Origin of the sequence: Nonomuraea sp. NPDC049714, from assembly GCF_044465295.1 — a bacterium.
Taxonomy (GTDB): domain Bacteria; phylum Actinomycetota; class Actinomycetes; order Streptosporangiales; family Streptosporangiaceae; genus Nonomuraea.
Map to the genome: position 1 here is coordinate 406,045 of NZ_JBITLM010000004.1, position 25,871 is coordinate 431,915.

A 25,871-nucleotide genomic window follows, 5' to 3' on the forward strand; every position below is an offset into this window, starting at 1 on the left:
TCACGATGCCTCCTGCGCGAGATACGCGGCCCACGCCTCGGACAGAGCAGAGGCTGTGGGTCCGGTGAGGGCGTTGGCGAGCGACACCTGCTCCGGCCACGGGCCGCCGGTCAACTTGATGTCGAGGACCTCCACATCACCGAACCCCCGGTTGGTGGCCGCGCCGATGGCGATCCGGCCCTCCGCCAGGTCGCGGAGGACGAAGAGCAGCAAGGCGAGACCGATGTCCTCTGCCGTGTCGAGGCGGGTGAGGTCCACCGAGAGCCGGATCGGCTCCCATCGCACGTTGTACGGCTCCAGCACGCTGAACAGCCGCCCGTCCGCCGCTCCTCCGGTCCACTGGTCGAGCGCGACGTGGTCCGAGCGTTCCAGCCCCAGGTCCGCCAGACGGTCACGAACCTGCTCCGGCATCGAGGGCGACTGGTCACCTTCCGAAGGCCCGGTCTCCTCGTCGAATCCCGTCACCTTCGCCCACAGTTCTTGGGGAATGGTCACGCCGGCCAGGCATTCTTCCGCGCGCAACGCTCCCGCTCCCCGGCTGCCGACGTCGTCCCGTGCCGCGCCGAACAGCGCACGCACCGCAAGAAGCTGATCGAGCTGTGCCCGGAACGCCGCACTGTGTTTAGCGGCCGATTCGCCAGGCAAAGCCGAGGGCGCAGGAATGTCTCGTACAGTGCGCTCGACCAGCTCGGCATGCGTACGCAGCATCCCCTTGATCGATGAGCCCGGCAGCACCAGCGTGAGGTGTCGTCCGTCGATCCGGGTGGTCAGGGGCATCGTGTCGACGAACAGCCCGTCGGCGCCGGAGCGCACCATGACCGGCGCGGTGGGAGTCCACGCGATCCGTACGTCGAGAATGCGCCGGCGCTCCGGCAGCTCCAGTGATGTTGAGCGCAGTGAGGCGACCGTCCGTTGCCTGGAGGGATCGTTCCGCAGTACGGCCAGGAGTCCTTCAGGAGAGTCGAACCGGTCGACGACCACGTCAAGCGGGTCGTCCAGCAGCCGTACCGAGCCGAGCCCCTTGCTGGTCGCCGCGCCGAGGCGGACCTGCTGTCCGCTGAGCGCACTCAGCAACGCCCCCAGCAGGGCCTCATCACGGTCGGCGGCATCCCTCGACTCGATGACGAGTTCCAGCCGCAGGTAACAGCCGATGGGGACGACGTGTCTGCCGTACAGGAACTCCGGCGCCGCCGCGCCGGTCACCCGGTCGATGCCCACGGAGGGCCGGAACTCCAGGGCATCGGGCTCAAGAGGATCCACCGGAACACCACGCTCGTCGGTCGCCGTCGTGTCGGCCACCAGCGCGTCCGCGACGATCATCCGGCTGGCCTGACCGTCATCGCCCTCCTCGGGGGCGTACCCCCACAGCTCGTCCATCGCGGTGGATATCCCGCCCGCGCCGCGGCACCAGGCCCGCAGTACTCCGGCGAGCGTGGTGCCCGGCACGTACAACCGGCCCTTTCCGTCCACGGCGATGGGCTGGGGGTCGGACGGGTCGTGGCCGAGGCCGCCGACGTGCAGAGGCGACTCGGTACGCAGCCAGCCTCGCACTCTGATCCGGCTGGTCACCCGACGCTCTGTCAGCGCGCTCATCGCTTGCTCCCTTCGACTTGCTCGGCTGCCTCGGCCCGGCCGTGTGCGGCGAGACAGGAGTCGACGAGGACGCGCAGGGCCTCCGCCCGCAGATCTGCTCGTAGCCTCTCCGCGCCATCCGTCGTGGCGACCAAGCGGTCCTCCCGAAGCGAGAGCAACATCCAGATCTTGTCCGGGTCTTCGAGCAGTTCACGGAACCCATCGACCTCTTTCTGAGGCCAGTCGGGGCGGCCCGCCTTCTTCCGTGTCAGCCATAGGAAGCGGGAAACGGCTCGCCCGGACGACGGCTCACGGACGATCGCGCGCAGGGCGTTCAGCTGGGTGGGCCTCACTCCGGCCGGTACGATCTCGGCACGGCGCCGGCTGTCACCGCGAATGCCGTCACAGCTGCGCCGGATCTCGCTCAGCCACGCCGCACGCTCGAAGATCCGCGCTTCCTCGTATCCCGCCTCACCGGGCGCGAGCAGGGGTTCGGTGTGGGCAGCGCCCTGCTCGGCCGGCTCGGCAGCCGTCTCCCCTGCGGAGATGGGACGAGTCAGCAGGTCGTGATCCAGTTCCAGTTGCCCAAAACCTTCGCTTCGACGCTCCCCGACGCCTGCTGCACGCACTTCCGCCAGTACGTGGGCCGGGATGGGGCCGCCGGTGACCGCGAAGGTGAGGCAGCTTCCGGCGGCCAGGCCGTACAGGGTGGTGCGTGGCATCCGCCAGCCACGGTGCCAGCTCTCCGTACGATGCGCACCGATCGCGACCGTCGCGCGGCCATCCTTCGGGGTGATCTCAGGTTTCAGGTATACGCCGGGGGCGCCTGCTTCCGCCAGCGCCTGCTCCAAGGCCCGGGCGACATCTTTCAGGTCCGTGCTGGGACGTAGCCGACAGTCGCGGACCAGCAGATCCGACAGCAGCCACACCCGGAGCTGATCAACGGCTTCCTTGTCACTGCGTTGATCGGTGACGGATCGTACGGTCACCTTCGCCTGCCCATAGTCGTCCTTGGAGGAGCGGCCGATCCGCCAGCGGCCCGACAACCGCTGCTCCCAGCCAGCGTCCAAGCGACCCGCGCGGACGCGTACCTCGGCGCGCAGCACCGTCCGGGCAGCCAGCGCCCGATAGACGTAAATGCCGCCGATCTCCCGCGTGGGCCTTTGCGAGAGGTCCTGGATGCTGTTGTGCATCCGAACCGTGCTGTCTGGCTCGACGATCTCCGCCGTTTCTGGGACGACATATCCGTTCTTGCACGGCTTGCCTGTCTCGACGGAGCCGGCCATCCGGTTGCCGATGACCTCCTTGCCGCCCTTGGCGCGCATGAGCACCCGAGGTGCGGGAAGCGTACGTGAACCCGTCGCGGCCTGGGGTGTCGCGGCCGTCACCACGAGATCGCCGGTGCGTACCAGCGCGTGGGCTCTGCCGCCGAGCCTCCGGACCACCTCCGGCATCAGGCACCAGCCGGGAACATGGCTCTCGCCGCTCATGACGTTGCCCAGAACCGTGGTGGCGGCCAGGATCGGCTGCTCGACGGCGATGACGAGCTCCACCCGCTCCCAGCCCTGCTCTCCCCCGGCCGGCGCTGTCGCGTGGACCGGGATGGCGCAGGCAGGAGCCGGAGGTGGACCGGGCACGTCCGTGATCGACCAGTCCGGTACGACATCCGGCCCTTCGAGAGCCATCGTGCAGCGGCCCGCGCCGCGCCGCCGCTTGCCGCCGATGTTCTCCAGCAGCCGTGCCCCGGCCGTCAGCAGCAGCATCGCCGCCCGCCGTTGCCCCTCGCCCAGGTCGGCGAACCCCTCGACGCGGCCACGCCCGAAGAGCGTCAGCCCCGCCCGGGCCATCTCGTCGAACCAGAGCTTGCCTTCACTGGCGGTCCCCGACGCCGGATCGATGGCCACGCCCGGCTTGCGGAACGTGGTCGCCCAGGCCAGTTGCGGCCGTTCCCGCAGCAACCGGGTCAACTTCTCCGGCAGCCGCAACGGTCCTTCGACCGTCAGTGCGGCGGCTCGCAGGAGGCCGTCACCGGTCGCGTACTGATCACCGAACAAGAAGCCCAGCCACTCGTGCCACACCCCGTCGGCTCCGCTGTCGAGCGCCTGCGCCGCGACTTCGCAGGAGTCCCGCCACACTCCCACGAGCGTCTTGGCCGGAATGATGGGCGCGGCAGGGCCGCCGGAGCCGTCCTCGCCGTCCCGCTGGACGATGCGATCGACATAGCCTCGCGCCCCCGTTCCCGTGCCCACCCGCCAGTCGCTCATCATGAACAGCGAGATCGTGAACTCTCCGTCGCCGCTCATCGTGCCTCCGGCAGGAACTGCAGCGCCGCCATCGCATCCAGCAAACCCGTCACCTGCTTGCCCTCGCTTCCGTCGTGGACGGTCCACACCAGTTGGCCCTCGTGCGTCAGGTCTTCCAGAGCCCGTTTCCGCACCCTGTCCCCGGCGTATCGATGGCGGAGCAGTTCGAGCCGGGAGGCGGCCACGTCCGACGCGAGGCACAGCCCTTCGCGCAGGTCGTGTGCCGCCCCGCGGGCGATGAGCAGCTCGCCGTGCTCGTCCTCCCGCCGCAGCGCCGCCACTCGCCGCTCCAGGTCCCCCCAGGTACGCCCGCGAGCGCGCTCCTCCCGCGCACCAGCTCCGACCAGGTACGGAGAAGCGGAGCGGCTCGATCCGCCGGAGAGCGAGACGCTCGTACGGATCCGGTCCAGGTTCGGCGCCGAGCTCTCGTACAGCGCCACGAAGGCCAGCGCGGAACTCCACTGCTTGACCTTCTTCGCCTCTTCAGTAGCGAGCTTCTCCGCGAGCTCGTACGCGAAGTGGAAGGGATAGTTACGCTTCACGATCGCCACACCGGCGCCCGCGCCCAGATGCGGAAGCTCCAAGGCGTCCAGCAACGGGCGCAGGTGCTCGTCGCGGGCCGTCTCTTCCTCGAACGCCTCCAAATAGTTGCGGGTGAAAGGCAGCGCCACGTCCCCCTCACACACCACCGTGAGGTCATCGCCTCCGACCACGAGCGGCAGCACCGGGAGTGTCGCCCGCCCTCCGCTCGTACGTTCCAGTGCGCTGGTCAAGGCACGCTTCGCGCAACCGTCCACGCCGAGGGAGAAACTCCGTAGCGCGTTCGCCTGGGCTCGGTCGTCATCACCGTTCCTGGACTCGACCACGCTGCGGAACACCTCACCCAAGCCGTTGCCGTCAGCGTGCACCACCGCCACCCAGTCGGCCTCCAGCCCCAGCCGGTCCACCATCTCCTGCATCCGCCGCCGATCAGCCGAGACCCGCTCGCCCAACCGCTCCAGCGCTCCGGGATAGGCGGCCAGCTTCTTCATCGCCTCCGCCGACCTCGCCTGTACGGGCTCGTCCCGCCCTTCACGACGAACGCCCGATGCGGGCAGGCCACTGGACGCGCAGTCGGCGACCAGGGGCAGCCGCAGGAATCGGCCCTCTGGGCTCGGTCGCAGCTCCCGTACGGCACCGAGCTGCGACTGCGAGCTACGCAGGACTGCTCCCAGCTCGCCAGGGGGACATTCGATCACCGCTCCGCAGAGGTCCAATCCAGGCGCCTCTTCCAGAGCCCGGCGGGTCAGCACCGTCACCAGCCGGCGTCCGGCGTCCGGATCCTTGACCAGCACTGAAATCCGGCCTGCGGCAGCGACCAGGAGCTCCGCCTCGTGGGTCTCGATGCGCCACGTACGATGATCGAAACCCTGGAATGTGTCGGCCAACGCCTCGAACACCCAGGTCTCGTTCACCCTCGCGATGAGGTCGGACGCGCCGACGATCTCCTGGCGTTTGCCCGAGGCGAAGATGTATCTCTGGTTGCCGGCTGTGGCCATCACAACGAGGTGCACGGCTCACTTTCCTTCCGGTAGGGGTTCGGCACGGCTCGCACCTTGTGGCCGAGGAGCCAGCCCAGGGCCAGTGCGACGCTGGCGGGTGCGGCCAGGAACAAGCGGGGCTGTAGGGAGGCGTACTCGAGGTGGGCGATGTTCCAGGTGCGCCAGGTCGCGTATGTCAACCGCACCGCCAACTCGAAGTCCCGTATGGTCTCCGGGATGTTCGCCGAGCCGCCGTCGATGACGAGCGCCGCCCGGCACTTTTCCTCGCGGCCATCGGTATCAGCGCAGCCCTGCTGAGCTGCGAGGAGCGCCTCGGCCACCATCTGCGGGTTGTCCGACAGATGCACGATGAGCGCGACCGCCTGACCGTCCGGGTCGGCCTCGAACGCGGGCTCTTCGATCACCGTGGCGAGCTTCGCCGCCTGTGCCGCTTCGTCCTTCGTCAGCGGCTCCTTCAACCGGCTGCTCAGCCGTACAGCAGGGAAGAAGTCCGCATCGACGCTTTCCGAGCGCTGCGGAACGACCGGCGTGATCTCCCCAGGCCGCTGCCGGTCTGGATCGACGCCAAGCCCTCGTAACTCCCGGTGTACGTGGAACTTGAGCTTGGTCCCCAGCTCGAAGGCGTCGGGGAGAGCGGCGTTGATGTAGATCGAGACCGGGGTGGCCGGATCGGATTCGGACAACTCCGTGAGCCGAGCCGTCACGAGGCTACGGACCAGCTCCAGCGTGTTCGCACGATCCCGCCGCGCGGCCGAACGGGCCGCGGCGTCCGCCTCCGGTAATGGCCCGGAGATGTCCCGCTCCACGGTGAAGCAGGAGTCCCTGTGCCGTCTGGCATGATGGATCGCGGCCCTGGTCCATTGGCTGTTCCACGGATCCCGCCAGGGTGTCCTGGGCAACGTGATGACAATGCCCACACCCTTGCTGCGCTGCTGCCACAGGTTGATGCCCGCGAAGACCCCGGCCGCCCCCAGGCACAAGATCGCCAACAACCACTGTTGTTGGCCCAGCCAACCTTTGATCACATCGGGCAACGTTCCAGCAGCCACGGCCGCCGCCACACCCGCCAGCGCCGCCACCATCCAGCCGGACGCCTTTTCCCAAAGGTTCCCAGGCCCTCTGAGCACCGCCATGCGCGTTCCCTCCCAACTTTGCCCTCCATCTCTTACTGATGGACGACGCGCGGAGGCGCTGAAATGGGCCCGCTCGTCGCTATGCCCGGGAGGTAGATCCGATTGGACCCCGCGGATGAGGACTTGCCCAGGCCAGCCAGGGTGCGAGGCTGAACATATTGAGACCCCTCGTAGGGGCGATGAGGACCAGATCCTGAGCAACATCCTCAACAGCCTGCACATCCAGTTGAGACCCCCCGCAGGGGCGATGAGGACCGCCCGTGCCGGTGGCCTGTTGCGGCTCTTTTCAAGGTTGAGACCCCTCGCAGGGGCGATGAGGACGCGGGCGTCAAACGACCTGGTCTTCAGCCGTTCCCCGGAGTTGAGACCCCTCGCAGGGGCGATGAGGACTACTACATTCAGCATTCTCGCTTGCAGGTGCAGATGTAGTTGAGACCCCTTGCAGGGGCGATGAGGACCCGGGCCGGGCCGGGTCGAGATCCGCATTTGGCGGGACGGGTTGAGACCCCTCTCCGGGGCGATGAGGACTCCGCCGATCACCTGCTGCTGGTCGCCTATCACGAGTTGAGACCCCTCTTAGGGGCGATGAGGACTGGACGCCGAGGTGGCCAGCTACGTAGACATCTACCGGTTGAGACCCCTCTTAGGGGCGATGAGGACTGTAGGCGGTGACGTATCGGACGTCGGCCATCTCTCGTTGAGACCCCTCTTAGGGGCGATGAGGACCTGTCCAGGAGTGCCGGCCACAGGGCGGGCTGCGGTTGAGACCCCTCTTAGGGGCGATGAGGACCCCAAGGTAAAGCCGCAGGTCAAACGTCACAAGAAATGCGGCCTCAGGGCTGTTTTGCAGTGAACCTCCGGTCGTGCAAAAAACCCTGGGGGTTCGCTGCAAAAACCATGATCGCATGGCCGTGCTTTGATCACGTTGAGAGCCGCGAGTAACCATACCAACTGATCTCGTGACCGCCCGTACCATCTGCCTGGCCTGCAGGAATGACCGTAGATCGGGGTCAGCCGAGTCTTCGTCCATCTGTAGTAGGTGAAGGACGAAGAGAAGCGAGGAGGCAGAGATGCGGGTGCGTGTGGAGGTCAGTACGACGGCCGCAGAAATCCCGTGGGGCATGGTGCTGGCACCGGGCAGGGGGCTGATCTATGACGTGCTCGAACGCGAAGCCCCCGTGGTCGGTCGGTACTTCCATGCCGGGGGGATGCAGCCGTACGGCATGGTGCCGGTGGGGCATGGGGCTCCGATGTTTCCGCTGGCGAAGCGCCGGAAGGGAAAGTACGCGGCGGGCGGACAGGGTTGGTTCGAGGTGGGAAGTCCCATCCTCGATGTGGCGGCCGTACTCGTACAGGGCATCAAGCAGCGCGAGCTGCTCGACTGGGGCGGGACGGCGCTTCACGTGGTGAGCGTGACCGCGATGGATCCGCCGGAATTCGCTTCGGGACGGGCGCGCTTCAGGACGAGTACCCCGGTCGTCATGAAGGGGTCGGGGCGCGACTCGGCAGGGATTCGGACCACTCGCCAGGCGTGGTTACTGCCGACGGATCAGGAATTCCCGGCGTACTTGCAAGGCAATCTCCGACGCAAGGCGGAGACGCTGGGGCTGGATCCCGAGGTGTCGCTGACGGAGATCTCCTGGGTCGGCGGCAAGCGCTCGTATCGGGTCGGGCAGGGGGCGAAGCCGGGGGCGCCGATAGAGGTGGAGCTGGTCGGGGCGCCCGAGACTCTGCAGGCCATCTGGAGCTGGGGGTTGGGGCAGGCCAACGCCGCCGGCTTCGGCTGGGTGACCGCGTGAGCGAAGGCGGCCACCAAAGCCGACTGGCGCTGACAGCACATCCTCTTCAACGGATAGGCGCGTACGCACTGGTGCACCTGGGGAAGGGGCCCGCCCCTGAGTCGCTGCTGCCCGAGGCGTTCGACCATGCCGTGGAAACGGTGACGAAGGACGCCGTCCGTGCCGCGTTGGTGCGGGACGGCAAGAGCGCGGAGGGGTTCTGGCTCAAGGCGAGCATGTCGTTCTTCCCGAACTCCAAGATGAATCATCACACCAATGCGAAGAGGGACGACACCACGATCGGCGACGCCGTGCGGACCTGGCGTCGGATGCCGGACGAAGTGCTGTGGCCGGCGGCGGCGTGCATGCTGTGCGGGCGGCAGGCGGTGGGGTTCTTCGGCAAGGTGGATGTCCCGCTGGCCGAGAGCGATCTCTACCGGAACAACACGCCCCGAGGGCACTCCGGGATGGCTCTCTGCTGGCCGTGCCTGTGCTGTTTCTACGCCCTTCCGTACGGTTGCCGCCTGACCGGCGGACCGTCGATCGCGCTGCACAGCTGGGACGAGCGGTTCATGGCGCGGACCCTGTCGCGGCGGGTGGAGCGGAATCAGCAGCTGATCGCGTTGGGTCGGCCGGAGTCGAAGGGCGTGGGCACGGACGAGGTGCTGGCCCTGCAGGCGCTGAGGCTGCATGAGGATCGGCTGACGGCGGGCGTGGAGTTGCTGGTATTCAGCAACAACAACCGCGGCCAGATGCTTGAGATCCAGTCTTTGGAGCAGCCGCTGGCCGAATGGCTGCGGCGCTCGTCACGCCCGCCGCGCTCGCGTGGCTTCGCGGCGCTGCTACGCGCCCATGCGGCTGCGGAAAAGGCAGGCATCGTCGCTCTGGCGCGCAACGCCTTTCGCGCGCCAGAGCGCATCGTCGCTGCCTGCAGCCGGTATCTGACGGCACACCTCGACCAGGGCCTGATCCGTAAGGACACCACGGAGCTCGCCGAGTTGTGCCTGTCCTTCGTGAGCGAGGTGACGCGAATGAACCAGAACGAGATCGACGAGATCAAGGCCGTGGGCGCGCAGGTGGCGACGTGGCTGAAGGCGGAGAATTCCGCCGGACAGCTGCGTGCGTTCAACGCGACCAGGAAGGACCAGTCACGGATGCGGTATTGGCTGATGCGTCGCAATATCGATGCGCTGCTCGGTACGGCAGACAGAATCGATGGTCCGCTCATCACCGAGAGCCAGTTCCGTCTGCTGTTCGACCCGGAGGTCGACCAGGCCTGGTTCCACCGGCAGCTACTCGTCGTGTCGGTGGTCCAGCATCTGCACGAGCTCGGATTCGCGCCCGCGGATCGGGCGGAGGTAGCCGAGGAGCACCAAGAACACCCCGAGGACCTGGACTATCTCAAAGGCGAGGAGTCGTAGATGAGCTACTTGGTGGGGAAAATCGTCCTGGACGTGACCGCCGGGGCACCGAATAACGGGCTGGGCGAGGACAACGTCGCCCGGGTGAAACAGCTACGGGTCGGCCGAGACGTCCATCCGTACGTCTCGGCGCAGGCGTTCCGGCGTTGGGTCCGGGACTCGATGCCCGCGAACGAGCCGGTGTCGCCGGTGATCCGTTCCGGCAGTGGTCAGAAGCAGCAGGCGTACACCAGCGGCCGGCCCGACCTCTACCTGGACGACGACATCTTCGGCTACATGGTCGCGGTGAAGGGTGACAAGGCCAAGACCTGCCAGCGTGACACCGTCCTCGCCACGGGGACGTTCGTCTCGGTCGCACCGCGCCGCCCGGATCGGGATTTCGGCACGATGAGCCGTGGTTTCGCCGCGGGCGAGAATCCGGTGCTGCACGGGCACGAGTTCTACAGCGCCGAGTTGGCTGGCGACGTCCTGCTGGACCTGCCTAGGATCGGCGTGTTCGAGACCGACGGCGGCGGGCTGAAGGTGGCGCTTCCCGAGCCGGCCGCCAAGGAGGCCAAGGAGAACGGCGCGGAGGACGTCAGCTTCAGGGGAGCGTCCGCGCTGCGGCTGGGGATCGTGGAGCGGCGCCGCCGGGCCGCCCTGCTGCTGCGGACCCTGTCCGCCGTACGCGGCGGGGCCAAGCAGTCGCTGCACTATGGTGATCGGACTCCGGCCATGGTCCTGCTGGCGCCGGTCAAGGGTGGCATCAATCCGTTCACGAGGGTGCTCGGGGTGCGGATGGAGCGCACCCAGTTCGACGCGGCGGTGCTGCGGGCCGAGATAGAGGCGTGGGCCGATGAGCTGGACGGCCCGGTCCTGCTCGGCTGGGCGCCCGGGTTCCTCGGCGCGCAGCAGGATCACGTACGGTCCGAACTCGCCGAGCTGATCACCGCCAGGACCCTTGTCCTCGATCATCCGAGGTCGCTGCTGAACGCGCTGGCCCAGCAGATCGAGCGCGGCGAGCGGGATTCCTGGTTCGAGGACCCGAAGGGATGACGACGCCGGTTGAGGCGTTGCGGGTGACGGTGACGGCGCCGATCGTCTCTTTCCGCAACCCGCTGTACGCCGGCGTCCAACTGACGCTGCCGTGTCCGCCGCCCGCCACGGTCGGCGGCATGCTGGCGGCCGCAGCAGGCGGATGGGACGCGGTCGACCCGGCGCTGCGATTCGGCATGGCGTTCCACGCTCGTGGAGCGGGAGCCGATCTGGAGACCTACCATCCGCTGGACGCCACGGGGAAGAAGGCCGATCCGACTCCGCGAGAGCGAGGCTTCCTCGCCGGCATCACGCTCACCCTGTGGCTGAACACCGACCTTGAGGTGTGGGAGCGCCGGCTGCGCAGACCCGTATGGCCGCTGCGGCTCGGCCGGAGCCAAGACCTGGTCGCGGTCACCACGCAGCGTGTGATCCTGCACGTCGGATCGGGACTGCAGGGTCACGCCGTACTGCCCGAAGGCTCAGAGCCGCGGCCGGTCGGCACTCTGCTGCGGCTGCCCACCGCCATCTCCGTGGATCGGGGGCGCACCCGATGGGACGGCTATCACTTCGACGCCACCGGCCGCGGAAGCATCCTGGTGGCCGGCGATTGGGTCGACGAGGAGGGGCAGGCGATCGCGCTCGTGCCGCCGGTCCATCCCTGCCAGTTCACCGCCGTGAGTACGTCGTCATGAACCTGCAAGGTCTCCTCGCGAAGAGCCGGCCACGCGAACAGCTCACCGCGCATCTGGCTGCGACTCTGAACGGCGCCATCGCCCTGCGTCGGCGCGTCGGGACCGTCTCCGCCCTGGAGGAGGCGACCGATGGGCTGTTCTGGGCGGCGGCGTGCCTGGCCGGGCTGTGCCATGACGCCGGCAAGATCCCAGATGGCTTTCAGGCGATGCTGAAAGGCCAGATCAAGGCATGGGGAGAGCGGCACGAGGTCGTCTCCCTGGGCTTCCTCCCGGCGTTGATCAAGGATGATCACCTGTTGCTGTGGACGGCGACAGGCGTCGCCACCCACCACCGCTCGCTGGAGGGCGGCCGTGGGCCACTCCTCTTGGCCTATGGCAACGCCTCCGACGCCGAATGGCGCGACCGTCTTCAGCCGATTCCGCAGAACGCCGCTGTGGAGTTGTCCATTTGGCTGCACGGCACGGCTCAAGGGGCCCAGCTACCGACAACCCCGGACCCACAGCATGAATTCGACGTCATCGGGGAGGCCCGGCAGCTTTTCGCCTCCCTGTGGCAGTGGTGGGAACAGCCCGCCTCGCAGGAACGCGGGCTGGCCGCGGTTCTCCTGCAAGGGGCTGTCACGCTGGCCGACCACCTCTCTTCCGCCCACGGCGTCATGCACACGCACCAGCCGCTGGATGCCGCATTCCGCCCTCAGCTGGAACGCCTGCTGGCGAACAAGGGCCATCAACTCCGCCCCCACCAATTCGACGCCGCAGCCACCGACGGTCACCTGCTGCTCCGCGCCCCCACAGGCTCGGGAAAGACGGAGGCCGGACTGCTCTGGGCAGCCGCGCAGGTGGGCCAGATCTCCACCGGGACAGGCGGCATCCCCCGGGTCTTCCTCACCTTGCCCTACCTCGCCTCGATCAACGCCATGGCGGTCCGGCTCGGGCGGCTGCTGGGAAACGACGACCTGGTCGGCGTGATGCATTCCCGCGCCGCTTCCTTCCACCTGGCCGCCGCCGTCTGCCCGGACGACGAGATCACCGCCGCCCGCAAGGCCGTCTCCCGGGCTGCGGCGACCCGGCTGTTCCGGGAGACCGTACGCGTCGGCACGCCGTACCAGATCCTGCGCGGCGTGCTGGCTGGACCGGCGCACTCCTCCACGCTGATCGACAGCGCGAACTCGGTGTTCGTCCTGGACGAACTGCACGCCTACGATCCTCGGCGGCTCGGCTACATCCTGGCCATGGCGGGCCTGTGGGAGAAGCTCGGCGGACGTATCGCCGTACTCTCGGCGACCTTGCCCGATGCCCTCGCCGACCTGTTCCGCACCGCGCTGGAGGCGGCGGTTCACGTGGTCGAGGCCGATACGGCGGATACGCCGCTACGCCACCGGCTCGGCTTGCGCGACAGGCACCTCACCGACCCGAAATCGGTCGAGGAGATACGGCAGCGACTGGCGGAGCATCAGGCGGTGCTGGTGGTGGCCAACAACGTGGCCGACGCCCAGCACCTGTTCGCCGAGCTCTCACCCGCTGTGGACGAAGACGCGGCCTACCTGCTGCACTCACGGTTCCGGCGCATGGACCGCTCCGCCCTGGAAACCGCCATCGGGGAACGTTTCGGCGTCGGCTGTGGCCGTCATCCGGGGTTGGTGGTCGCCACCCAGGTCGTCGAGGTGAGCCTGGACGTCGACTTCGACTGCCTGTTCACCTCGGCGGCGCCCCTGGAGGCCCTGCTGCAGCGCTTCGGCCGGGTCAACCGCATCGCGGCCCGACCGCCGGCCGACGTCATCGTTCACCCGGCCACGTTCGCACCTCGTCGCGCCCAAGGCCCGGAATTCGCCGACGGCGTCTACCCGCGAACACCTGTGGAGAGCGGATGGAACATCCTCAGCGCGTACGACGGCGAACCGGTCGACGAAGCCCAGGCTCGGCTCTGGCTGGACGAGGTGTACGGCACGGCGTGGGGCCAGGAATGGCATGACGAAGTCGAGCGCCACCGTCAGGAGTTCACCGACGCCTTCCTGGGATTCGCCCACCCGTTCATCAGCAGGGATGACCTCGCCGAACGCTTCGACGAACTGTTCGACGGGACAGAAGCCGTTCTGGCGGAAGATCGTGATGCGTACGAAGCGGACCTGCACAGCGCCGACGGGGACCAGAAGGCGGGACGCCTGCTCGCCGAGCGGTATCTCATCCCGATGCCCTATTGGGCTGCGCCACTCACCGTCTGGGAAAAGAAGCTCGGCGTACGCCTCCTGAACGCCGACTACGACCCCCTGCTGGGCCTGGGCCAGATCCGAGGACCGGCCGTACAAGCCTATGAAGCAGGGGAGGTCCTGTGATCACAGCGGATGACGTGGGTGGAGTTCATATCAAGTACCTCTACCACTGCCGACGCCAGTTGTGGCTGTACGCCCGAGGGTTCCGGCCCGAACAGCTCAGCAGCACCGTCCAACTCGGCGAAGCGGTCCACGAAACGTCCTACAGCCGGAGCTCACCTATTGACCTGGGCGCCGCGAAACTCGACCACCTGGACGGTGCCGCCTGGGTGCACGAAATCAAGTCCTCCGCCAAACCCGGCCGAGCCGACGAAGCTCAGGCCATGCATTACTGTCTCCGACTCCATGAAGTCGGAGTGGCGGCACAGGGCGGGATCCTCCACTATCCCAAGACCCGCCGCACCAAGCGCCTTCCGTACACCCCCGAAGCCGCCGAACAGGCCGCCGCCGACATCCGCGAGGTGCTCGCGGTCGTCTCAGAGCCCGACTCACCACCGCGTTTGTCACGTTCGGCCTGCCGTGGCTGCTCCTACACCGACTACTGCTGGAACGAGTAGATGCCTACTGCCTCCCGCACCTACTGGCTCACTACACCCTGCCGGATCCAGCGCAAGGACCAGTCCCTGCGTATCGAACGGATCGGAGGCGAGCCCGTACACATCCCGATCACCGACGTACGCGACATCGTGGCGTGCGAGTCCGTCGACCTCAACACCGCCGTGATCAGCCTGCTCAACCGCCACCACATCAACGTCCATTTCCTGAGCCATTACGGCGACTACGCCGGCTCACTCCTGACGGCCGACACCAGCGCCTCCGGTCAGACCGTCATCGCCCAAGCCCGCCTGGCCGGCGACGACGCGGCCTCTCTGGACATCGCCCGTGCCATCGTGACCAGCGCGGCGGCCAACATCCGTCGCGTGATCGACCGCAAACTCCTCACCCGTCCCATGGAACGCCTTGAATCCTCCGTCGCCGCGGCGGCCACCCGAGAAGAACTCATGGGTGCCGAAGGAACCTTCCGCCGCTCGGCCTGGGCCGTCATGGACACCCGTCTGCCCGACTGGCTGAAACTGGAAGGCCGCAGCAGACGGCCTCCGCGTAATGCCGGAAACGCCTTCATCAGTTACGTCAACGGCATCGTCTACGCCCGGCTGCTGTCCGCGATCCGCCTGACGCCCCTGCATACAGGTGTGGCCTTCCTCCACAGCACCATGGAGCGCCAACGCCACTCGCTGGTCCTCGACCTGTCGGAAGTGTTCAAGCCGCTCTTCGCCGAACGTCTCCTACTACGGCTCGCAGGCCGGGGGCAGCTCAAGCCCACCCACTTCGACCTCGACGTCAACCAGGCCATGCTCAGCGAGACCGGCCGCCGCTTGGTCGTACAGACGGTACGAGACGAGCTGGCCGTAACGATCCATCACCGTGGCCTGGGACGCAACGTCGCCTATGACGAACTTCTTTACCTCGAGGCTCTGCAGCTCACCCGCCGCTGCCTGGAAGGCGTCCCGTACAAGCCGTTCAAGATTTGGTGGTGACGCGACATGTACGTCGTGGTCGTCTACGACACCCTCGCCATACGGAACGCCGCGATCTTGAGGCTGTGCCGACAGTACCTGCACCACGTGCAGCGCAGCGTCTTCGAAGGCAGCCTCAGCCCGGCACAGCTACGACGCTTCCATCACCAGGTGAAGGAGGTGATCGACGCTGGGTACGACAGCGTGCTCGTCTTCACCTTTCCCCCTGGGACGACACCGGAGCGGCAGGAGTGGGGAGTCGGCCAACCCGCTCCAAGCGACATCCTCTAGAGACCACGACCATATGATGATCAAGGTTTTTGCAGCAGACCTCCCGGCTCGCGTGCACAACCGGAGGTTCACTGCAAAACACGCCCGGTAGGCCAAGCTAAAGAGGCTTCTGAGCTGTGGCTTTACATTGGGGTCCTCATCGCCCCTACGAGGGGTCTCAACCGCTTCTTGCCGCGCGCGGCCGACCACTGGGGGCATGTCCTCATCGCCCCTACGAGGGGTCTCAACATCTCTATCTCGGTGCTGACGGCCTCAAGCGCGAGCTCGTCCTCATCGCCCCTACGAGGGGTCTCAACCATTCCAGGGATCGAGCGGTACCGATTCGGTGGACGGGTCCTCATCGCCCCTACGAGGGGTCTCAACTTGGCGGACAGGGCGTAATCGAGGCAGGCGTGACGGGCAGGTCCTCATCGCCCCTACGAGGGGTCTCAACACGCGGGCCCGGACCTGGTCACTATCCCGGTCGCCGGTCCTCGTCCTCATCGCCCCTACGAGGGGTCTCAACACGGCTTCGAGTGGACGATCGACACCGTCGCGGGCGCGTCCTCATCGCCCCTACGAGGGGTCTCAACGCAAAAAGCTGCCGCTCACCGACCACCCCGAAACGGGTCCTCATCGCCCCTACGAGGGGTCTCAAATGGACCCCCGCTCAACGGCATCCCTATCCGAAAATCCATCTCCTTAGGAGGTCTGATGACCGTACTCCGACCTGCCGCCGGCCCCAACTCTCGCAGCGGCGTTCGCCGCTCCGGCGACCGTTACCAGGACCTGATCGGGTGGAGCGCCGCAATGCGCGTAATGCACCCCTCTAACGAAATTCAGCAACTGGAAATCGAAGTCAATGGCGTCGGAAACGTCGATGACGTAATCCTTCGTTCCGCGAACGGACGACACCACTACACCCAGGTCAAATGGACCACTAATCCAACCAACATGATTGACTATGCCTACCTCACCAAACAGGACACCAAGAAGAGCAAGTCGCTGTTGCAGAAGTTCTTCAACAGTTGGAAGAAGCTCACCACAGCGGGAGACTCGCCGGTCATGGAGTTGGTCACCAACCGCGTCCTCGATCCGGGCGATCCCCTGCTCCGCCTGTTGGACGGTCGAACTGACCTGCTCAATCCCGCTGCCCGCCTGCTGACACCAGGCTCGGCCGCTGATGCACGTCTGAACGAATGGGCAGAGCATCTGAGCTGTACCCGCGAGGAAGTCCTCGACATGCTCGACTCGCTCCACTTCAAACCCGGCCTGTCAGTCGGCAGCGAGCGAGACCGAGCCCAGAGCCTCATGCTGGCAAACGGACTCCTCAGCGACGCCGACGCCCTTGATCGCGGCATCGGCATCGTCGCTGACTGGGTTCTCGGAGGCCGGCGAGAAATCACCCTCGACGACATCACCATGGAGGTCGAACGTATGCGACTACGCTCCGACGACCCACGCGCGGTGCTCCTCATACAGGCCATCGACCGCGACCCGAATCCCAGCGACGCCACGGTGGCATTGGACTGGGTCGACTTGTATGAGGGAGAGTCACCACCGACCAGGCGCCAACCGCGCGACCCCGCCGACTGGGCTGCCATGAGCAACGATATCGATGACGCCGTAGCGCGCCTCCGCTCCCAAGGCTTTCAGGATGTTGTCGTCCGCGGCGCGATGCGACAAGCCACCTTCTTCACGGTGGGCGCCCGACTGGCGCAGGTAACCGGCACAAACGTCAGTCATGTCCGATTTGGCATGCCCTGGGCTTCCAACGCTCCGCGGATCGCAGTCCCGGATCTCCAGCGCTCCCTCGTGCCGATCGACGCAGGCAACCATCTGGCAGTCGCCATCGGCATGACCAACGACCCAACCTCGGCAGTGACCGCCTTCGTTGAGGCTACGAACCTTCCCATCCAGTCCCTGTTGGTCCTCATGCCCGCCGAAGGCCCCAATGATCAATCGGTGGCCGGCCCTGGTCAAGCGGTCGCATACGCGCAATCTCTGCGCAACGCGGTCCGCGCACAGCTCGAAAGCACGCCAGCCGAGCGAGTACACCTCTTCCTCGCTGGCCCCGGAGGTCTCGCCCTGTTGCTTGGCCACCGGTGGAACCGCGTCGCGCCCACCACCGTCTACGAGGATCTTGGCTCAGGCCACGGCTATACCGCGGCGTTCTCCGTCGACGCATAGACGGTCAACCGCAGAAGGCTGAGGGTGCTGAACGTCATGGAGAGCGAGGGCAACGGTGTTATGTCGATCAAGAAGCTTCCCCCACTTGCCTCGCCGAACTCAGATGTACGTTGATCGAGTGCTCCGCTCTGCAGGGAGCGTTAAGCACACGGTGATCAAGGATATTGCAGCGAACCTCCCGGCTTTCCTGCACGACCGGAGGTTCACTGCAAATTCTCGCCGCTTGACGCACCTAAAAGGACTCCTGAGCTGTGGCTTTACCTTGGGGTCCTCATCGCCCCTACGAGGGGTCTCAACGGGTCAGGTCCAGAACTGCAGGACGGAGAGGCCGTCGTCCTCATCGCCCCTACGAGGGGTCTCAACCCAGATGTAGACGCTGAGGATGTGGACCGTGAAGCGTCCTCATCGCCCCTACGAGGGGTCTCAACTTGATCGGCGTGATTGTCAGCAGGCTCTTACCCGACGTCCTCATCGCCCCTACGAGGGGTCTCAACTCCAGGTTGGCGCGGTACTCGGCCTTGAGCTGTTCGGTCCTCATCGCCCCTACGAGGGGTCTCAACTTGATCGGTTCCCGTCGCGGGTTGGCGGTGAAGAACGTCCTCATCGCCCCTACGAGGGGTCTCAACATGATCCAGACGAGGGTGTCAACGAGCCTGCCCAGTTGTCCTCATCGCCCCTACGAGGGGTCTCAACTTGTAGGAGATGTCCTTGCCCATCCGGAAGCGCAGGGTCCTCATCGCCCCTACGAGGGGTCTCAACGCTGGGCTGGGACCGCGACCCCGCGTACTCCTCGGTCCTCATCGCCCCTACCAGGGGTCTCAACACCAGCAGCGCCGCGTCCCTCAACGCGCCCGCGACCTGGTCCTCATCGCCCCTACGAGGGGTCTCAACAGGCTTTCGCGTGCCGTGCCGGTGTCCGACGTCTGTCCTCATCGCCCCTACGAGGGGTCTCAACACGATCGCGGCGTCCTGGCCGGACCGGTACGCCTTGGGTCCTCATCGCCCCTACCAAGGGTCTTGTCAACGGCCGATTGCGTGTCGCCGCTGGTGGCGTTGGTCCTCATCGCTCTTACGAGGGGCCTCAATAAGTCGGCGATCATGTTGACGGCGCCTTTGAATCCTCATTTCCATGCTAGGGGTCTCGTCGCCACCCGTCGCTATGGCCTCACCCCACCCTCCGGTCGTTACGCCGCCGGACGATGGCTGACACCGACCGCCTAAAGGGGCCCGTCGTCTGTCGCGCCCCTTTAGGGATAGCCCATCGGACTGGGTCAGTCCCGAGTGCAGTCCGGGTAGCGGTCGCCGACTTGGCAACGTCGGTACTGCCAGTGCCTGACCTCCACCTGGTCGGTCCGGCTGACCGTCAGCCAGTACCGCTGGGGCACATACTGCGTTTTCCATACGCATTCGTCCGAGCGGTGGCCGGCGATCGGCTCGCGGTCACAGTCCCAGCCTTTGGTGAAAATCTTGGGCTGGATCCGCTTGGCGGTGACCGGCCCCTGCGGTGTGGACAAGCATGCGGCCGTGTGGGCGAGCGCGCCAATCAGGCACAGAGCCCTGATGAGCACGCGTGCCGGTGTCTTCGTCATCATCCGGGTTCCTCCATGAACAAACACAGGGCCACCCCGGCGGTACCGGGGTGGCCCTGTTGCGGTCGGATCAGTTGGCGGTTCGGTTGTCGTAGATGACTGCGGCTAACTGACCGCGGGTATGGCCCCTACGGCGCATTCGAGCGGGGTGGCGCACGGCGTCGGCCCCACGTCCTGCGGAGATGGGCTGCTGTACGAAGACTCGGACTGCTGGTATCGAGAGCCAGCCCCGCGCCTGTCACCTCTCGGTGTCGACCAGCTCCCCGGTAAGCCCGGCCTTCTTGACCAGCCGGCCCCAACGCGGGCTTCGAAAGAAGGCCCGAGCGATGGTCACTCCGCTGGGCAGATCCCCGTCCGCCTGCCGGTTCTGCAGCGCCCACCGCCAAGCCTCGCGTTGCAAAGCCCGACCGTCCCTGGCGTGCTCAACCGGGAACCCAGCCTCTTCCTCCTGGTCCACCAGGTCGGCATCGGCACCGGCGACAGGATCAGCACCACAAGCAGGCACATCCTGATCTCGTACCCGCCCTCCGGCGGCCCGCCGGATCTGGGACATCAGCAGCTCATAGCTACCGATCAGAGCGGCGCTCGGCCAAGCGGCGATGACTCTGCCGATCAAGCTGGGTTCGGCGATGGCGACGTTCGCCCCGAGACTGGCGAGGCTGCCGACCACGAGCAGCGTCCAGGCCAGGAGGCCGCCTCGGGAGCCGTACTGGTTCGACAGCAAGATGGACATCGAAGCCACGACGATCAACCCATCCACGGCCAGAGGGATCAGCACAGCGGCAAGATCATCTTCACCGTGCCGAAGGCAGAGTTCGTGCATGTGGCGAAAGGACACCACGGCCGCAATCAAGGCCAGGAATGCAACGCCTACGACCGTCGTGCGCTGGATACGGAGTACAACGTGATTATCAGGCGCCAGCGCCGCCCACCCCCTCTCGACCATGGAGAACAGGGCGAGCGAACACACCCAGCGGCGTGCGGTTATCGCCTGTCCCCCGGCACGACGAAGGAGTTCCTGCAAGCGCCAGCGCACCGCAACCGACGGCAGTCCGCGACGTCACGATCGGCAACGTCAGAGGGGAATCGGGAAAACGAGTGCGCATGTCATAGCCCCTTCTGTTGATCTTCATCTCGCCGACCGGTTCCGGATCTTCGAGAACGCGTCCAGCGCGGTCTCGTCCGCGTCATCCAGCGTGTGCAGGTACTTCTCGGTGGTGGCGATCGAGGCGTGGCCCAAGCGTTCCTTGACCACCTGCAAGTCCGCACCACCCGCGAGCAGCCAGGAGGCATGCGCATGCCGCATGTCGTGAATTCGAACGTCGATCCCCAGGTCAGCCTCCTTCAACGCGGGTTTCCAGATCTGTCGCCGGAACCAGTCAGCGGGAATGTGGCCATCGGTAGCCCGACGCCGTGGCTCGCGCGGGCTGTCCTTACCTGAGGACCGGCGGCCAGCGCGGTAGATGGCAAAGGCCGCACGACAGTGCTCGCAGCGGCATTTGCCTGCGGTGTAGGCGCTCAGCGAGCCATGCCGATAACTTCTCCCTTTCTCGTTCGGCTCGGTGAGGCCGAGCTTGAGCGGATCTGGAGCAAGCCGGAGTATCGGCTTGTCCTTCGATTCCTGCCTCCAGACGAACAAGAGATCGTCGGGCTCCAGCTTCTCTGTTTCAATATGCGCCTCAAGCTTCGCCATGATCTGCGCAGTGAGTTTGAAGCGCCGAAACTCCCGGTCCTTCGGGTATTCCTTGACGATGAACCGTTCACCGTCGGGATGAAACTTCGGGTTTACCTCGACGACCGCGCGGGAGACGGTGAGTATTCTCGACCTCTGCGCCGCGTCCTTGACGCGCAGCTCGGTCAACTCGCCCCACCTCAGACCCGTCTCGATGGCCACCTCCACCAGCAGCCGGGAGTCGGCGTCGGGCAGCGCCTGATAGAGCTCGTCGAACTGCTCAGGCGTGATGATCGTCCGGGGCTTCCTCGGCGTCGGCGGGACCTTCACGCCTCGACACGGATGCAGGTACGTCACCTGGTCGTTGAGCGCCGTCGTGAAGATCGCACTCAGCAGCACCTTGGCGTACTTGATGGTCGGCGGACGGACCCCGGCCTTCTTCATCGCCGCGACCCAGACCCGGACATGCTCAGGCAAGATGTCGATCATCCGCATCGCACCGAATTCCGGAATCAGGTGCCGGTGGATCGTGTACGTGTAGCTCTGCCGGGTGGTGGCCTCGATCTCGTGGTTCGGCAACCAGGTGTCGAGCACGTACCGCTCGAACGTCTGCCGCCCCCTCCGTGGATCCCCCACCCTCCCCTGCGCGACCAGACTCTCGGCGTCCCGCCACGCCCTGTCGGCCTCCTTCTTGCTGGAGAACGTACCGGCGGACTTCTCCCGACCCTTCAGGTCGAGGTAGTAGGCCGTGTATCGAGGCTTGCCGTCCCTGCCGCCGCGCTTCCGTGAGAATCCCAACCTGTCGATCACCTCCTTGATCGTTTGACCGTCATTTGACCGTGAGACCCGCTGTCACCAGTGGGCACCCGTAGTCATCACTGGGTGCCTCAACACCCCCTTCTACCTGCGATTTTACGCCCAAGAAGCGATCTGACCAGGGAGCCGTATGAACGCGTTTTCCCTGTTCGGGACGAAGAGGTCGTGGGTTCAAATCCCGCCACCCCGACAGTGCAGTAGCAGGTCAAGGGCCTGATCGCTGGAGACAGCGATCAGGCCCTTGACCGTTCGTTAGCGTGGCGTTAGTGGTTTGAACCCGATCATGTGACCGTTAGCAGCCCCGGAAAACCCTGAAGATCACCCGATCATTGATCGGATTGAACTTGGCGCACTGGGCCGTGCCGTGCCATCTGGGTGAGGGAGCCCACGTCCCGATGGCCCGGCGCACAGCGTTTCCCCTTGGCTGAGCACCCTGCTCCGTGTCGGGTCGGCAGGTTCGAGCAGGCCGAGTGAGCGTGCCGTTGAGGGGCTCTGACCCTCTCTCCGTTACAGATCGCGATAACGACAATGTGACCCCAGTACCCCACCGAGCTCACTCTGAGTCGCTGATCATCCAGAGCGAACCGAAGCCGAGACAGTGTCAGCCGGTCGCGGCACCAGGTGGCAGTAGCAGAGCGGGGTCAGGCAGGTTTGTCGACCTGGGTTGATCTTTATCCGGGCCGTTGGCGGCAAAGTGGTCGGGGCCGATGAGCTCGACTACCCGTGCCACATGGTCGACGTCTTTCGTGAACGCGGCGGCAGCACCGCGTTCAGTCGTCGTCGGAGACCAGTTCATCGCGGGTGGCCACCTTCTCGGCGGGAGGCGGCTTGATGTCGACGGCGTCGCCCCAGCCGGAGAACCGCACATCGGCGGTCCAGAGCGTACGGTCTTTGCCCTTCCCGAGGTGGTCGGGCTCGTCATACCGCGTCTGACACCTTCGTACGAGTTGATCCGAGCCGAGCCACAGCCGCCATTTCACGGGCAATTTGCGGTAACTCGCGTACTTTCCTGTGGGCTTTTCGAAGAAGCTCACCAACAGGCTCGGATCCAGCTTGTACAGCTCGCCGATGGTGGTGCTGCCCTCGTAGAGGGTGGTGCGGGTGCCGTCGTAGACGCCGGCGGGCCGTTTGACCGCCGTGGTGGCCAGCACGTGCCGGAGGGTGGCGGGATTGCTCAGCCTGATCTTCCCGCAATCCAGGTACAGGTCGTTCTTTTTGGTATCCAAGAGCCAGGACTTGCCCGCCGGCAGCTCATCAAGGGGGTCGTGCGCCCAGCCGTAGGTGCGGTGCGGGAAGGCGATGGCCCGAGAGGCACCGCTGCCGGTCGGGGACGTCGGGGAGCGGAAGTCGAGGGCCACGACTTTACCGCCACCGAACTTGTAGACGGTCCGAGATCGGCTGGTGGTGTGATCCTTCTTCGGGCCCCAGACGGCTCGGTAGACCGAGCTCTGCCGCACTCCGCCATGACCGTTGAGCTGCTGCTTCAGCGCCGTGACCGGACCGGGACGGGTAGCGGCTTCGGCGTGCGGGACGATGACCGAGACCGATGCTGTCAGCACGAGAGCCATCCCCATCGTCCATCGACCCATGCTCATACTTCCCCTCTCGATTCCGTGCCGTCCGGAACGGAGGCTGTGGAAGATCTTCGCGAAGGAAAATCTCAACCCTGTCACGGGTGCGCTTCGGCGGAGCCCAGCCGGAGCAAACCGTGGGTGACGGAGTCGCCAGACGTGCCGGTGACCTGGGACGACAGCGACCTATGCCGGTGGCGCGGGGCTCGCGTCCTCCGCTACGGGTGACCGACCATTCCTGCGCTCCGTGACTGGATCACCGAGGGAGGGCCGGAGCCCGTTGAGGTCAGCGCATGACGCAGAACTCGTTGCCCTCGGGGTCGGCCATCGTCACCCAGTCGTCATGCTCGGCCACCACGCGCGCGCCCAGCCCGACCAGCCTGCGGACCTCGGCGGCCGGGGAGTCAGCCGTCAGGTCCAGATGCATCCGGTTCTTGACGACCTTCGATTCGGGCACGAGCGAGAAGAAGAACCGCGGCCTGACCCCCGGCCCGGCCTCCACCAGGACGTTCGGATCATCCTCCGGATCGTCGATGCCGTTGCTCCGCAGGCGGTCCAGTTCGGCCTCGTCGTACGGGGCGATCCGGTAATCGTCGAGCGCCGCCGCCCAGAACCGCGCCAGCGAGGCCGGATGCCGACAGTCCACCACGATGTCGTGGATGCGCGCCATGAGGCCGCATGCTCTCACGTGGACGGCGCATCGCACGGACTGACGGAATGGCCCGACATCCGGTTCGCGGGTTTGCGATCTTCACGGGCGCCGGCACGACGCTGGCGGCTTGGACTGTCGAGGGGGCACACATCGGTAAATGCGCTCACCTGTCTGCGAGGTCGCGTCCGTACCGGCAGGCACGGACGCAACCTCGAATTCAACTCAGTCGCCCACCCCGTCGGCCCCGAGGACCTTTATGAGGTCAGCAGTGCAGACACGGTAGAGATCGCCGATGCGAATAATGCGAACGGGGAACTCGCCGTCGCGGGCGAGTTGGTATGCCTTGGACCGGCCGATGCCAAGGGCACAGGCGGCGGTCATCAGGTCGACCGTGGGTGGCAGGTCCTGCAGATCACGAAAGGTCATCGGCTTCATGCACTGCCTCCCAATGTCGCTCCGGCCTCTCGGATCCTTGCCACGGCAAGTTGGACGAACGGCTCGTTCAGCTCGATGCCGACGAATTGCCGGTCGAGTCGCCGCGTGGCAATGCCGACCGTGCCGCTACCGGTGAACGGGTCAAGGACGGTGCCGCCTGGGCGGCAGCCTGCCGCGATCGCGCGCAACGGGATGTCGATCGGGAAGGCCGCGAAGTGCGCCGCCCGCAGTGGCCGGGTGGAGATCTGCCAGACGTCTCCAGGGTTCTTGCCGTTGAGGTGGGCTGTGGTGTGCCGCTCCCCGGTGGGGGGCATTGCCGGTCCGTGCCGCGTGCCTGCGGAGTCCTCACAGGTCATGCCGTACTTGCCGGTTGGTGGCCAGGGCGTCGTGATGCTGTTCGGCTTGGTGCCGCCGGTTCGGGCGCGTCTGGTGAGTGGACGGTCGCCGGTGTAAGTCTGGCGGATCGGGTCCAGGTCGAACCAGTAGGTCCGCTGTTTGACGGCGCGCGCACCACCGGGGTAGGCGCTGACGAGCATCCGCTCATAGCCCTTGACCCGGGCCGCCCACCAGACCCCACCCAGCAGCGCCCGTTCGGCGCCGAGTGTGCCGTCGGTGGCCAGGCAGAGGATCTCTACCGTGGCGCCGTCGTCGTCCCGCCACGAACTGGGCAAGCCGGCGAACACCACCCCGGCCAACGTCGCGTTACTGTCCCACACGCCGAGAACCAGCTCGACATCGGCGGGCACGGTGAGATCGCGGCGTGTCCATACGGCAAAGGCTCGCGCCGTCTGGAGAGCGACCGGTGAAATGACCAGGTGCCGTTCTTCCCACCCGAGGGGCTTTGTCAGCCGGTGATTGTTGACGGTCGCGTAGATGTCATTCGACTTCTCCATCGCTGTTGTCGGGACACGATTTCCGGATGCGCGCCCTCAAGGCCATAGGCATGACCCTGGAGGCGCATGACCAGGCAAGCAGCCGGATCAGAGGCCGCTCAGAAACGAGCGAAAACACCCGATCAGCGGCTGGCGAAGCCCTCAGAAGGGCCGACTTCTGAGAAATTTCTGAGCCGATTCCCCACACACCTCTGAGCGGTTTCTGAGGCGCTGCGTAGACCGGTTTCCGAGACCACGAGAGCCTTTCTCGAATCGGAGCACGACATGAGCGCACCTCGCCTCACCGAATCGCCCCTGGACACCGCGGAAACATCGTTTCGGCTGCTGACCACCGGCCCCGGCTGCCTGTCCATGGACTGCACAGCATTCGCGCCCGGCCTGCCTCGGGGGCCGATCGAACTGCTGGAGCTGCGAGTGCTGCTCACCAGCCAGACCGTCACCCAGCAGGCCCGAGACGCGGTCTGGACGGAACTCATCGCCCGTGCCCGACAGCCGCAGTCGGCCTGGACGGTCGCCGCCGCGTGGATGGCGATGCCGGC

Annotated in this window: 20 protein-coding genes and 3 CRISPR repeat arrays; of the genes, 9 read left to right on the plus strand and 11 right to left on the minus strand. The window is 66.2% G+C overall.

Features of this window, described 5'->3' with window-relative positions; translation table 11 throughout:
- From ACIBQX_RS19525 to ACIBQX_RS19540, 4 genes are read right to left on the minus strand one after another with little or no spacing between them, the layout of a single operon-like run.
- Positions 1 to 1,593: an RAMP superfamily CRISPR-associated protein gene (locus tag ACIBQX_RS19525; protein ID WP_397006280.1), complete on the minus strand. Its 1,593-nt coding sequence runs from the start codon at positions 1,591 to 1,593 to the stop codon at positions 1 to 3.
- Positions 1,590 to 3,875, minus strand: coding sequence for an RAMP superfamily CRISPR-associated protein (locus tag ACIBQX_RS19530; RefSeq protein ID WP_397006282.1), 2,286 nt, complete (start codon positions 3,873 to 3,875; stop codon positions 1,590 to 1,592). The genes ACIBQX_RS19525 and ACIBQX_RS19530 overlap by 4 nt, the downstream gene beginning before the upstream one ends.
- A complete protein-coding gene (locus tag ACIBQX_RS19535) occupies positions 3,872 to 5,428 on the minus strand; it encodes a Cas10/Cmr2 second palm domain-containing protein (RefSeq protein ID WP_397006284.1) in 1,557 nt (518 codons plus the stop codon). Before ACIBQX_RS19535 ends, ACIBQX_RS19530 begins: the two co-directional genes overlap by 4 nt.
- Positions 5,413 to 6,549, minus strand: coding sequence for a hypothetical protein (locus ACIBQX_RS19540; RefSeq protein WP_397006286.1), 1,137 nt, complete (start codon positions 6,547 to 6,549; stop codon positions 5,413 to 5,415). Before ACIBQX_RS19540 ends, ACIBQX_RS19535 begins: the two co-directional genes overlap by 16 nt.
- Positions 6,550 to 6,706: 157 nt before the next feature.
- Positions 6,707 to 7,339: a CRISPR direct-repeat array (repeat unit 30 nt; unit sequence GTTGAGACCCCTCTTAGGGGCGATGAGGAC).
- 280 nt (positions 7,340 to 7,619) lie between these two features.
- Here ACIBQX_RS19540 and ACIBQX_RS19545 point away from each other — a divergent pair.
- From ACIBQX_RS19545 to ACIBQX_RS19585, 9 genes are all read left to right on the plus strand, one after another.
- A complete protein-coding gene (locus ACIBQX_RS19545) occupies positions 7,620 to 8,348 on the plus strand; it encodes a CRISPR-associated endoribonuclease Cas6 (RefSeq protein WP_397006288.1) in 729 nt (242 codons plus the stop codon).
- Entirely contained in the window at positions 8,345 to 9,748 is a 1,404-nt protein-coding gene (locus tag ACIBQX_RS19550) for a hypothetical protein (protein WP_397006290.1), read from the plus strand. The genes ACIBQX_RS19545 and ACIBQX_RS19550 overlap by 4 nt, the downstream gene beginning before the upstream one ends.
- Positions 9,749 to 10,783 (plus strand): type I-B CRISPR-associated protein Cas7/Cst2/DevR, encoded by a 1,035-nt coding sequence (gene cas7i, locus ACIBQX_RS19555; protein WP_397006292.1) that lies wholly within the window; start codon positions 9,749 to 9,751, stop codon positions 10,781 to 10,783.
- Positions 10,780 to 11,457 carry a CRISPR-associated protein Cas5 gene (cas5, locus tag ACIBQX_RS19560; RefSeq protein ID WP_397006293.1) on the plus strand — a complete coding sequence of 226 codons (678 nt, stop codon included), beginning with the start codon at positions 10,780 to 10,782 and terminating at the stop codon, positions 11,455 to 11,457. The genes cas7i and cas5 overlap by 4 nt, the downstream gene beginning before the upstream one ends.
- Positions 11,454 to 13,790 carry a CRISPR-associated helicase Cas3' gene (gene cas3, locus ACIBQX_RS19565; protein WP_397006295.1) on the plus strand — a complete coding sequence of 779 codons (2,337 nt, stop codon included), beginning with the start codon at positions 11,454 to 11,456 and terminating at the stop codon, positions 13,788 to 13,790. Before cas5 ends, cas3 begins: the two co-directional genes overlap by 4 nt.
- Positions 13,787 to 14,284 (plus strand): CRISPR-associated protein Cas4, encoded by a 498-nt coding sequence (locus ACIBQX_RS19570; RefSeq protein ID WP_397006297.1) that lies wholly within the window; start codon positions 13,787 to 13,789, stop codon positions 14,282 to 14,284. The genes cas3 and ACIBQX_RS19570 overlap by 4 nt, the downstream gene beginning before the upstream one ends.
- A complete protein-coding gene (gene cas1b, locus ACIBQX_RS19575; RefSeq protein WP_397006299.1) occupies positions 14,285 to 15,265 on the plus strand; it encodes a type I-B CRISPR-associated endonuclease Cas1b in 981 nt (326 codons plus the stop codon).
- 6 nt (positions 15,266 to 15,271) lie between these two features.
- Positions 15,272 to 15,535: a CRISPR-associated endonuclease Cas2 gene (cas2, locus tag ACIBQX_RS19580; protein ID WP_189140158.1), complete on the plus strand. Its 264-nt coding sequence runs from the start codon at positions 15,272 to 15,274 to the stop codon at positions 15,533 to 15,535.
- Between the two features lie 132 nt (positions 15,536 to 15,667).
- A CRISPR array of direct repeats spans positions 15,668 to 16,173; the repeat unit is 30 nt; unit sequence GTCCTCATCGCCCCTACGAGGGGTCTCAAC.
- A gap of 55 nt (positions 16,174 to 16,228) precedes the next feature.
- Positions 16,229 to 17,704 carry an SAVED domain-containing protein gene (locus ACIBQX_RS19585; RefSeq protein WP_397006302.1) on the plus strand — a complete coding sequence of 492 codons (1,476 nt, stop codon included), beginning with the start codon at positions 16,229 to 16,231 and terminating at the stop codon, positions 17,702 to 17,704.
- A gap of 267 nt (positions 17,705 to 17,971) precedes the next feature.
- Positions 17,972 to 18,790: a CRISPR direct-repeat array (repeat unit 30 nt; unit sequence GTCCTCATCGCCCCTACGAGGGGTCTCAAC).
- Positions 18,791 to 18,975: 185 nt separating this feature from the next.
- On the opposite strand, the gene ACIBQX_RS19590 is transcribed toward ACIBQX_RS19585, so the two are convergent.
- From ACIBQX_RS19590 to ACIBQX_RS19620, 7 genes are all read right to left on the minus strand, one after another.
- Positions 18,976 to 19,296 (minus strand): hypothetical protein, encoded by a 321-nt coding sequence (locus ACIBQX_RS19590; protein WP_397006304.1) that lies wholly within the window; start codon positions 19,294 to 19,296, stop codon positions 18,976 to 18,978.
- Positions 19,297 to 19,531: 235 nt separating this feature from the next.
- A complete protein-coding gene (locus ACIBQX_RS19595; RefSeq protein WP_397006306.1) occupies positions 19,532 to 20,329 on the minus strand; it encodes a DUF2637 domain-containing protein in 798 nt (265 codons plus the stop codon).
- Positions 20,330 to 20,422: 93 nt separating this feature from the next.
- Positions 20,423 to 21,775: a tyrosine-type recombinase/integrase gene (locus tag ACIBQX_RS19600; RefSeq protein WP_397006308.1), complete on the minus strand. Its 1,353-nt coding sequence runs from the start codon at positions 21,773 to 21,775 to the stop codon at positions 20,423 to 20,425.
- 776 nt (positions 21,776 to 22,551) lie between these two features.
- Positions 22,552 to 23,340: a hypothetical protein gene (locus ACIBQX_RS19605; RefSeq protein WP_397006310.1), complete on the minus strand. Its 789-nt coding sequence runs from the start codon at positions 23,338 to 23,340 to the stop codon at positions 22,552 to 22,554.
- 298 nt (positions 23,341 to 23,638) lie between these two features.
- Positions 23,639 to 24,022, minus strand: coding sequence for a VOC family protein (locus ACIBQX_RS19610; protein ID WP_397006312.1), 384 nt, complete (start codon positions 24,020 to 24,022; stop codon positions 23,639 to 23,641).
- A gap of 204 nt (positions 24,023 to 24,226) precedes the next feature.
- The gene (locus ACIBQX_RS19615) at positions 24,227 to 24,439 is read right to left on the minus strand and encodes a DNA-binding protein (RefSeq protein ID WP_397006314.1); all 213 of its coding nucleotides are present in this window, start codon (positions 24,437 to 24,439) and stop codon (positions 24,227 to 24,229) included.
- Positions 24,436 to 25,332 carry a DNA methyltransferase gene (locus ACIBQX_RS19620; protein ID WP_397006316.1) on the minus strand — a complete coding sequence of 299 codons (897 nt, stop codon included), beginning with the start codon at positions 25,330 to 25,332 and terminating at the stop codon, positions 24,436 to 24,438. The genes ACIBQX_RS19615 and ACIBQX_RS19620 overlap by 4 nt, the downstream gene beginning before the upstream one ends.
- Positions 25,333 to 25,871 lie beyond the last annotated feature (539 nt).